This is a genomic window from Nocardia sp. NPDC001965 (genome assembly GCF_053594175.1).
In genome coordinates, this window is sequence record NZ_JBSFDZ010000057.1 from 18,518 (window position 1) to 28,642 (window position 10,125).

Below are 10,125 nucleotides of genomic sequence, written 5' to 3' on the forward strand. Positions count from 1 at the left end.
ACGGCTGTATGCTCACTGAAATGACGGATCAGGGAGCGAGCCGCGTCGAGCGCAAGGAGCGCACCCGGCAGGCCCTACTCGTCGGCACGCTGGCACTGGCCGCGGAACGTGGTTTCGGCGCACTGAGCCTGCGTGAGATCGCCCGCTCGGCCGGTATCGTCCCGACCGCCTTCTACCGGCATTTCGATTCGCTGGACGACCTCGGCGCCACGCTGGTGGACGAGGGCGTCCAGGCGCTGCGCCTGGCGCTGCGGCAGCTACGCCGGACACCCGACGCCCGGCTCTCGGAGACCGTACGTTTCGTTTTCGGCGAGGTCGGCCGGAAACGGGAGCTGTACGGGTTTCTGATCCGTGAGCAGCGCGGCGGCAGTCCGGCACTGCGTTCGGCCATCGCGCTGGAACTGCAGTTGATCGTGCGCGAACTGGTGGCCGACCTGTCCCGGATCCCGGCGCTGGACGAATGGTCACCGAGCGATCTGGAAGTGGCGGCCGACCTGCTCGTCGCCACGGTGATCGACGGCATCGCCGACTATGTCGCCGCGACCCCGCGCGAGGAACCGGCGGTCATCGACCGCACGATCCAGCAGATCCGCCTGATCGCCCTCGGCATGGGCGCCTGGAAGCCCTGAGCACCGGCCTCACGCGACCGGTGTCTGCGCGGGCTGCTCCCGCCCCGAGGCGTCCGGAGCGGGCACGAACAGCAGGGCGATCAGCCCGGCCCCCAACACCACCAGCAGCCCGCCGATACCGGCACGGTCGGCCCCGAACGCCCAGACGAACAGGCCGAACAGGGTGGGTGCCAGGAACGAGGCGGCCCGCCCCGTCGTGGTGTACAGCCCGAACAGCTGCCCCTCACGCCCCGGCGGCGTCAGCCGGGCGAGGAACGACCGCGCCGACGCCTGCGCCGGACCGACGAACAGGGTCAGAGCCAGACCGAAGATCCAGAACATCCCGGCGCCCGACACCACCAGCAGGACGGCCCCGCACACCACCGCCGACAGCAGCGAGACCGCGATCACCCGTTTGGGCCCGACCGTATCGTCGAACCGCCCCGCCACGATCGCGCCCAGCGCCGCGACGACATTGGCGGCGATCCCGAACAGCAGCACATCTGATTCGCTGATCCCGTACACCTGTACCGCCAGCACCGCACCGAAGGCGAAGACCCCGGCCAGGCCGTCCCGGAAAACAGCGCTGGCCAGCAGGAACCAGATGACCGTCCGGTCCAGGGCCCACAGCTCCCGCAGATCCCGCCACAGCACCCGGTAGGAGCCGAGCAGACCCACGCTCGCGGCCCCGGGATCGGCCCGGGTACGCGACACCTCGGGAACCGCGAAGAGCACCGGCAGTGCGAAAACCCCGAACCAGACGGCGGCCAGCACCACGACCAGCCGGATGTTCAGCCCGTCCGCGGTGGGCACACCGAGCAACCCACGCTGCGGGCCGTCACCGGCGATGAACCCGAAATAGCAGATCAGCAGCAGGAAGATGCCGCCGAAGTAGCCCATGGCCCAGCCGAATCCGGAGACCCGGCCGAGCGTGGCCGGGGTCGACACCTGGCGCAGCATCGCGTTGTAGGGCACGGTGGCGAGCTCGAGGAAAACCGAGCCCAGCGCGAGCAGCACCAGGCCGAGCCACAGATAGGAGTACTCGTCGCGAACGAAGAACATCGCCGCCGTCAGGATCACGACGACCGCGGTCATGATGCCGAGCGAACGTTTACGGTTCGCGGTCGCGTCGAAACGCTGACCGGTGACCGGCGCGGTCACCGCGACGACCAGACCGGCGAATCCGAGCGCCCAGCCCAGCCAGGCGCTGGCCGAGATACCACCCGGCAGATCGTCGCCCACGCTGTCGGTGAGGTATACCGCGAAAACGAAGGTGGTGATCACTGCGTTGAACGCGGCGGACCCCCAGTCCCAGAATCCCCACGCGACCACCTGCCCGCGCCCCACCCGCGCGTTCGCCTCGCTCATACCGCGCACCCTAATGGATCCGGGGCGGATAGACCGGGCTACGACCGAGTGGCCGATGACCGGGGCCCAGCCACGGTCGAAATACGGCAAGATAGCGGGTTGATCACGTCTGGGCCGTTCGAATGTACGGGCGCCGAGCGCAAACCCTATAGTCGGAAATGTCTTTCGACTCGAAGTGCGCCATCAGGGACTCGAACCCCGAACCCGCTGATTAAGAGTCAGCTGCTCTGCCAATTGAGCTAATGGCGCATGCCCCGTCGATCGGTGCGGGACAGACATTAACAGGCTCGGGCCGCAGAAGTGAAATCGATAGTCGGTCGGACGGGTGTGACCCGGCCGACACCGGTAACGGAAGGCGCGCGGAAGCCTATGTCTTGGTGGGCCAGTGGCGCCGGACGTGATCATCGGCGATTGGGATCACCCCCACACGGCTGGCAGAATAGTTGGACGTGGTCTCGACCGATCCCGCCGCCGTGGGTCGAGGTGAGCGGTAATCGGTCGGATCCGAAGCCATCGGCGCGTAGCGGGTGCGCCGGGACTTGAAACGGGGTTGATATGCGTACAGGCGATCGGCGTAGGCCGGTCCGTTGGATACTCGGACCGCTGGTCCTGGTCACATTGGTCGCGATGGTGCTGACCGGTTGCACGTCCTCGAAGGCCACGGACGGGACCGTCGCCATCGACCGCAATCCCATCACCGAGTTGATCAAGCCCAAGCTCGTGGCCCCCGTCAAGGACGGTGATATCGGCGTCTCCCCGGCCGCGGGGATGAAGTTCGAGATCACCGACGGCCTGTTCACCGATGTCGCCCTGCTCAATCCGGATGATCAGCCGGTGGCCGGGCAGCTCGCGGCCGACGGCCGCAGCTGGTCCACCACCGAGCCCCTCGGTTACAGCAAGACCTACCGGCTGCAGGCGCGGGCCAACGGACTGGGCGGCGCGTCCACTGCGGGTATGAGTTTCACCACAACGGCGCCCGGTAATGTCACCAAGCCGTACCTGGTGCCCGGCGAGGGCGAGGTCGTCGGCATCGGCCAGCCGGTCGCGGTCCAGTTCGACGAGAACATCCCCGATCGCAAGGCTGCGCAGGACGCCATCACCATCAAAACCGACCCGCCGGTCGAGGGCGCGTTCTACTGGGTGAACAACCGCGAGGTCCGCTGGCGTCCCGAACATTTCTGGAACGTCGGCACCAAGGTCACGATCGACGTGAACGTCTACGGCAAGGACCTGGGCAACGGGCTCTACGGCCAGGACGACATCCACTCGAACTTCGTCATCGGTGACGCGGTCGTCTTCAAGGCCGACGACAACACGAAGATGGTCACGGTCGAGAAGAACGGGCAGGTCATCCGGACGATGCCGACGTCGATGGGCAAGGACGACACCCCCACCAACAACGGGGTGTACATCCTGGCCGACCGGCACGAGCACATCGTCATGGACTCGTCCACCTACGGCGTCGCGGTGAACTCGCCCACCGGGTACCGCACCGATGTCGACTGGGCCACCCGGATGTCCTACAGCGGGATCTTCTTCCATTCGGCCCCGTGGTCGCTGGGAGCACAGGGCAATACCAACACCAGTCACGGCTGCCTGAACCTCAGCCCCGAGGACGCCCAGTGGGTGTACAACACGGCCAAGCGGGGCGATATCGCCATCGTGACGAACACCGTGGGCCCCGTGCTGCCCGGGGTGGACGGCCTGGGTGACTGGAACATCCCGTGGCCCGAGTGGAAAGCGGGCAACGCGCAGACCTGACGTCCCGATACGACCGAGCCGATGCCGGACCCCCACCGGGGCCCGGCATCGTGCTTTCAGCGGACCGTCTCGTAGAGACGCCGCACGATGTCCTCGATATCGGGTTCCTCGATCGACAGATCGCGCACCTCGGCGCGGGCCGAGACTTCGGCGAGCAACTGCGCGGCGGTGGTCGTATCGGCGTCGAAGGCCAATCGCTGTCGCATGCCGTCCGCCTCGAAGGCGACCAGTTCCGCACCGGACAGTCCGTCGAGGGCCGGGGTGGGTCCGGTGAGGTCCACCACCAGCATCCGTTGCGCGCCCACCGTCGCGCCCAGGCCGGGCAGCGAGCCGTCGTAGGCCAATCGCCCGTGGTCCACCACCAGCACCCGGTCGCAGAGTCGCTCGATATCGCCCATATCGTGCGTTGTCAGGATCAGGGTGGTACCGCGTTCGGCCCGCTCGGCGCGCAGGAATTCGCGCAGCCGCTGTTTGGAGAGCACATCCAGGCCGATGGTGGGTTCGTCCAGGATGATCAACTCCGGGGAGTGCAGCAGGGCCGCCGCGACCTCGGCACGCATCCGCTGCCCCAGTGACAGCTGCCGGACCGGGGTGTCGAGCGTATCGGCCATCTCCAGCTGCTCGACCAGCTCCGCGGTGCGCGAACGCCCCGCCGCGGCTTCCAGCCGATGGATGGCGGCCAGGATGGTGAACGATTCCCGCAGCGGTAGATCCCACCACAGCTGCGAGCGCTGCCCGAAGACGACTCCGATCCGGCTCGCCAGCTCCCGGCGCTGCCGGATGGGATCCAGTCCACAGGTCCGCACCGAGCCGGAGGTGGGGACCAGAATGCCGGTGAGCATTTTGATGGTGGTGGACTTGCCGGCGCCGTTGGCGCCGATATAGCCGACCGCCGCGCCCCGCTCGATCCGGAAGGTCATGGCATCGACCGCGGTGACGACCTCGCGCCGCGACCGCAGACCCTTCCCCGTCCGGCGCGCGAAACGCCGGGTCAGTCCGTCGACCTCGACGATACCGGCGGTCCCCGCCGCGTTCCGATGATCCATTTCAGCCACCGCCGCTCTGATAGTGCCTCGTCCCGAACCGCCACATCCCCCAGGCCAGTACCCATACCCATGCCGCCGCCAGCGGCGACCCCCAGGCGAGCCAGGACGGGAACCCGGCCGGGCCCGGTAGACCGAGCAGCGCCAGCGTCGGGAAGTACGCGGTGAACGCCACCGGTATCGCGAGGCAGAACAGTAATTTCAAAGGAGTCGGGAAAACCGAGGCAGGTTGTGTTGCCGCGAAGGAACCCCCGTAGGTGAAGCTGTTCGTCAGTTCCGCCCCGTCGATGAGGAAGAACTGACAGCCGGCGGCCACGACGAACAGCCCGGCGAAGAGCACGGTCGCACTCACCACCGTCAGCCCGATCAGGAGGATCGTCTGCGGCGACCAGTCGATATCGTTGCGCATCAGTCCGGCGGTGAGCACCGCCAGTGCGACCGTGGCCCGCGCCAGCCTGCGCAACGAGAAATCGCTGGTGATCAATTGCAGCAGCACCGGCTGCGGGCGCAGATGGTAGATATCGAGCATCCCCAGGCGGATGAGGTTCGGGAGTTTGTCCAGATGCCCGCACATCAGCTGGGCCAGCGCGAAGGCCAGATTGCTCAGTCCGAACAGCAGTAGCGCGGCGTCCAGATCCAGGCCGCCCAGGACTTTCGCCTGGTTGAACACCACCCACACTTCCGCGAACTCGACGAGGCCGACCATGGTGGCGCCCGCCGCGTCGCTGGCGAAGGACAGCCGGTAGACCCGCTGCGCCTGGATCCGGGATCGCAGGACCGCGGCGTAGGGCCCGAACCGCGAACCTGCCGCGACACCTCGTGCCGGCGGCCGGACCGTCGTCTCAACCACCCTGTACCTCCAGCTTCCGCCGGCCCGCCGCCAGCACGACCCGGCCGAGTACGCCCATCACCAGCAGCCAGAAGATCTGGGTGCCCACCAGGTGGGCCGCATCCCATCCGGTCGCCCGGCCGGAGAGCACATCCACCGGTACCTGCAGCATCGACGGAAACGGCGTCGACTCGGCGATGGCGCGCAACCAGTCCGGGAAGATGTGCACCGGTACGAACAGTCCGGCGAGGAAGGTACCCGCGGTCTGGTAGAGCGAGCGGAAGCCGCGGGTCTCCACGACCCAGAAGCCGATCATCGTCAATGCGAACAGCGACAGGTACGAGATGGCGGCGGCGAGCACGATGCTCAGCGCACCGAGCAGATAGGACTCCGGTGTGGTGGGCAGCACCAGCCCGAATGTGAGCGAACCGATCAGCAGGCTCGGGATACCGCGCGGGATCAGCGTGCACAGTGCCCGGCCGAGGTCGGCGGCGAGATTGCCCAGTTGTACATCGACCGGGCGCAGGAAGTCGATGGCGATATCGCCGGTGCGGACCCGTTCGGCCAGTTCGATTTCCGCCGCCATGAACTGCATCGCACCGAGCAGGCCTTGGGAGATCCACACATAGGCGCCGATACTGCCCGCGTCGTATCCCGCGAATCCGCCGGTGGCGCCGATCGCGGCCACCATCACCGCCGCGCGGACGAAGCCGAAGACACAGTTGGTGAACAGTCCCGCGAACATCGCCAGTTTGTAATGCCATTGCCGGCGGAAGCCGGCCACCAGCAACCGCCGGTAGACACCGGCTGTGCCCCGGAGATCGACCGCAACGGCCGGCACGGTCACCCCCTGTGTTGCGCGGACACAAAGCCGCCACCTTACCGCGCGCCGTGAACCGGTAAAACAGATTTTCCGGGGCCGCGGGCCGGGCCACGCGGGGACGCGTGGCCCGGCCCGGACCTCACAGCCGGGCCGCCAGTCGAGTCCCCTGGTCGATGGCACGTTTGGCGTCGAGTTCGGCGGCGAGTTCCGCGCCACCGATCAGATGTGTGGGTACCCCGGCGGCCGTGAGCTCCGATTCGAGTTCGCGGACCGGTTCCTGTCCGGCGCAGACGATCACATTGTCCACGCCGAGCACCCGAGGTCGTTCGCGGTGCGGGCCGAAACTGATGTGCAGTCCCTCGTCGTCGATCCGCTCGTAGTTCACGCCGCCGATCTGCTCCACCCCTTTGGCTTTCAATGCCGCGCGATGAACCCAGCCCGACGTCTTGCCGAGGCCCCTCCCGAACGCGGTGTCCTTGCGCTGTAGCAGCACGACTTCACGCGCCGCGGGTGCGGGGCGGGCCACCCGCAACTGGCCGCGCACCTGTTCGTCGTCGGGATCGACACCCCATTCCTGCCGCCACTCGTCCGGCTTCAGCGTGGGGTGTCCGTCGACGACCAGGTATTCGCTCACATCGAACCCGATACCGCCCGCGCCGATCACCGCGACCCGCTTGCCGACCGGCTTCCCGTCCCGCACCAGTTCCGCGTACGAGAGCACCATGGGATGGTCGATACCCGGGATATCGGGGATCCGGGGCCGGACTCCGGTCGCCAGGACGACTTCGTCGTAACGCCGGTCGACGAGTTCGGCCGCGGTGATGCGCGTGTTCAGATGCACCTGGACGCCGGTGAGTTCGAGTTTGCGCGTGAAATAGCGAATCGACTCGTCGAATTCCTCTTTTCCCGGAATACGGCGGGCGATATCGAACTGACCGCCGATCCGGTCCAGGGCCTCGTACAGATCCACCCGGTGACCGCGCTCGGCGAGGTTCACCGCCGCCGACAAGCCGGCCGGACCCGCCCCGACGACGGCGATGGTCTTCGCCCGCCGGGTGGGCAGCAGGACGAGTTCGGTTTCCCGGCCCGCACGCGGGTTCAGCAGGCACGAGACCGTGCGGTGCTGGAAGGCGTGGTCGAGACAGGCCTGATTGCAGGCGATACACGTGTTGATCTCGTCGGTACGCCCGGTAGCGGCCTTGTCGGCCCATTCCGGATCGGCGAGCAACGGCCGGGCCAGCGAGACCAGCTGCGCATCGCCGCGGGTCAGGATCTCCTCGGCGGTTTCCGGCATGTTGATACGGTTCGACGCGCAGACCGGGATCCCCACGGCCGCGGTGACCTTCGCGGTGAATTCGACGAAGGCCGCTCGCGGTACGGAGGTCACGATCGTCGGCACTCGTGCTTCGTGCCAGCCGATATCGGTATTCAGAATACTGACCCCCGCTGTTTCCAGTTCCCGGGCCAGCGCGAGGATCTCTTCGAAGGTCTGGCCGTTCTCCACCAATTCCGCCATCGACAAACGGAATACGATCAGAAAATCGGGACCGACCGCGGCACGGGTGCGCCGTACTATTTCCAGTGCGAGCCGGCGGCGGTTCTCCGCGGACCCGCCCCAGCGGTCCGTACGCTTATTCGTACGCGGGGCGAGGAACTGGTTGATGAAATAGCCCTCCCCACCCATGATTTCGACACCGTCGTATCCCGCGAAACGGGCGAGTTCGGCACAGCGGACATAATCGTCGATGGTCCGTCGAATTCCGCGATCCGACAGCGCACGCGGGCGGAACGGATTGATCGGGGCCTTGATCGACGAAGCGGATACGCTGCCGGGGACGTAGGCGTAACGCCCGGCGTGCAGGATCTGTAATGCGATCCGACCGCCGGCCTCGTGTACCGCGCGGGTGATGGTCCGGTGCCGGTAGGCCTCGGTCCGGTTGGTCAGTTTGGCGCCGAACGGCAGCAGCCAGCCGGTGCGATTGGGGGCGTAACCACCGGTGATGATCAGGCCGACGCCGCCCCGCGCGCGTTCGGCGAAGTACGCGGCCAGCCGGTTGGCGTCCCAGGCCCGGTCCTCGAGGCCGGTGTGCATCGATCCCATCACCACCCTGTTGCGCAGTGTGGTGCTCCCGACTTCGAGCGGGGTGAACAGCTGCGGATAACTCGTCGTCGAGTACATCGCGGGCTCTCTTTCCGATATCGGTCCGGTCCGGCGGCGACCCGGCCGCCGAGCCTGCAGGACCTCATCACACCATTTCGCCACGGCGCGCTTCCACCCCTGAAGCGCGTACGGCGGTGAAAAAACCGCTACGACCGGGATCCCCCGAACCCGGCGGCGGTGCCGTCATCGTGCGTCCGGCGAATCACGGAACCATCACGAGCACCTGAATCCACCGTTACCGATCAGAAATTTTGTGGCCTGCACCACAAGAGGTTTAGAACCATTCCCCCAGGTCGCAGCAGTGGTACAACGCGTTCATTTCGCACTTCAAGATCGCACTTATTATTTTCTCAGGTTCCGTTTACCTTCTGTTCACCTACTGTGACCATTCTGAGATCCGGTCAGAAAAGACCTGAAGTTCGGCTAGTCCGCGATGTTGTGGACACAAGGTTGGAAACAACCGCGAAAATTCGCCGGCGCGACAACCACAAACGGTATCGCGATAGCCGAACTCGAGTCCACTCGACTTCACCACAGTGTGGAGTTCCTGCGGGCGCGACGGACCGGGAAACCACCCGGTAACCGCAATATGCGCCATCCGGACCCGGACCAGCCTGCGTTCGGTGTCACACAAAAGAACCCGACAACAGCACAGCCATGTTTTCCGGCAGCGAGCCACTCGCCCGCGCCGAAGATCCGTGCTGCCCGAACCGGGCCGGATCCCGAGACCCGACAAGGAACCGAATCCGATCATGTCTTCCCACCGTTTCACCAGCCTGCGCCGTCGTACCAAGCGTGAAGCCATCGGCTTCGCCCTCGCCACGGCCGGCATCGTCGCCGTAACCGCCTCCTCCGCGGTCTCCATGGCCGACGACAGCACCCCCAGCCGGGCTGCCGTGGTCGCCGAACAGGCACCCGCCGCCATCGAAGCCGCCGCCGTCGCGGCGCCCGCTCCCGAAGCAGCGCCGATCCCGGCCCCGGCTCCCGCCCCCGAAGCGCTCCCCGCCCCGGCCCCGGCTCCCGAAGCGGCGCCCGCGCCCGCCCCGGCCCCGGTCTACCCCAACAACCTGGACGGCTGGATCCAGGAAGCCATGGACATCCTGGCCAAGAACGGCATCCCCGCCAGCTACGACGGAATCAAGCGGAACATCCTGCGTGAATCCTCGGGCGACCCGGCTGCCATCAACCTGTGGGACTCCAACGCCGTCATGGGCATCCCCTCCAAGGGCCTGCTCCAGGTGATCGACCCCACCTTCGCCGCCTACCATGTGCCCGGCACCGCGTTCGACGTGTGGAACCCGGTCTCCAACATCGCGGCGGCCTGCAACTACGCCTTCCACCGCTACGGCGGCATGGACAACGTCAACAGCGCCTACTGAGTCATCTGCCCCGCCTCCGGCGGGGCGGGTCGGGGCCCTCGTGACCCCGGTTCTGTAGCTATGGCGTCGCCTCCGGCGCCGCGGGGTCGGGGCCCTCGTGACCCCGGTTCTTCACTCCTGCGCTCCTCCGCTTCGCTCCCCCGCTCCGTCGCT

Annotated in this window: 8 protein-coding genes and 1 tRNA gene; 3 read left to right on the plus strand and 6 right to left on the minus strand. The window is 66.9% G+C overall.

The features are described 5' to 3' along the window. Window positions 1-20: 20 nt before the first annotated feature. Complete coding sequence (locus tag ACWCPQ_RS33285; RefSeq protein WP_449906559.1) at window positions 21-629, plus strand: TetR family transcriptional regulator; 609 nt, start codon at window positions 21-23, stop codon at window positions 627-629. A 9-nt stretch (window positions 630-638) separates the two neighbouring features. On the opposite strand, the gene ACWCPQ_RS33290 is transcribed toward ACWCPQ_RS33285, so the two are convergent. Continuing rightward, window positions 639-1,976 carry an MFS transporter gene (locus ACWCPQ_RS33290; RefSeq protein WP_449906562.1) on the minus strand — a complete coding sequence of 446 codons (1,338 nt, stop codon included), beginning with the start codon at window positions 1,974-1,976 and terminating at the stop codon, window positions 639-641. A 176-nt stretch (window positions 1,977-2,152) separates the two neighbouring features. Next, window positions 2,153-2,225: transfer RNA gene (locus ACWCPQ_RS33295), tRNA-Lys, on the minus strand. Between the two features lie 306 nt (window positions 2,226-2,531). On the opposite strand from ACWCPQ_RS33295, the gene ACWCPQ_RS33300 reads away from it, so the two are divergent. Beyond that, complete coding sequence (locus ACWCPQ_RS33300) at window positions 2,532-3,737, plus strand: L,D-transpeptidase (RefSeq protein ID WP_449906565.1); 1,206 nt, start codon at window positions 2,532-2,534, stop codon at window positions 3,735-3,737. 56 nt (window positions 3,738-3,793) lie between these two features. Here the strand turns inward: ACWCPQ_RS33300 and ACWCPQ_RS33305 are convergent, their stop codons facing one another. The 4 genes from ACWCPQ_RS33305 to ACWCPQ_RS33320 all read right to left on the minus strand — a co-directional run bounded on the left by ACWCPQ_RS33305 (window position 3,794) and on the right by ACWCPQ_RS33320 (window position 8,611). After that, on the minus strand, window positions 3,794-4,783 hold the full coding sequence (locus ACWCPQ_RS33305; protein ID WP_449906568.1) for an ABC transporter ATP-binding protein: 990 nt from the start codon (window positions 4,781-4,783) through the stop codon (window positions 3,794-3,796). A 1-nt stretch (window position 4,784) separates the two neighbouring features. Continuing rightward, entirely contained in the window at window positions 4,785-5,630 is an 846-nt protein-coding gene (locus ACWCPQ_RS33310; RefSeq protein WP_449906570.1) for an ABC transporter permease, read from the minus strand. After that, window positions 5,623-6,450: an ABC transporter permease gene (locus tag ACWCPQ_RS33315; RefSeq protein WP_449906573.1), complete on the minus strand. Its 828-nt coding sequence runs from the start codon at window positions 6,448-6,450 to the stop codon at window positions 5,623-5,625. Before ACWCPQ_RS33315 ends, ACWCPQ_RS33310 begins: the two co-directional genes overlap by 8 nt. A 121-nt stretch (window positions 6,451-6,571) precedes the next feature. Then, window positions 6,572-8,611: an oxidoreductase gene (locus ACWCPQ_RS33320; RefSeq protein WP_449906576.1), complete on the minus strand. Its 2,040-nt coding sequence runs from the start codon at window positions 8,609-8,611 to the stop codon at window positions 6,572-6,574. A 734-nt stretch (window positions 8,612-9,345) separates the two neighbouring features. On the opposite strand from ACWCPQ_RS33320, the gene ACWCPQ_RS33325 reads away from it, so the two are divergent. Next, complete coding sequence (locus ACWCPQ_RS33325; protein ID WP_449906579.1) at window positions 9,346-9,972, plus strand: transglycosylase SLT domain-containing protein; 627 nt, start codon at window positions 9,346-9,348, stop codon at window positions 9,970-9,972. Window positions 9,973-10,125 lie beyond the last annotated feature (153 nt).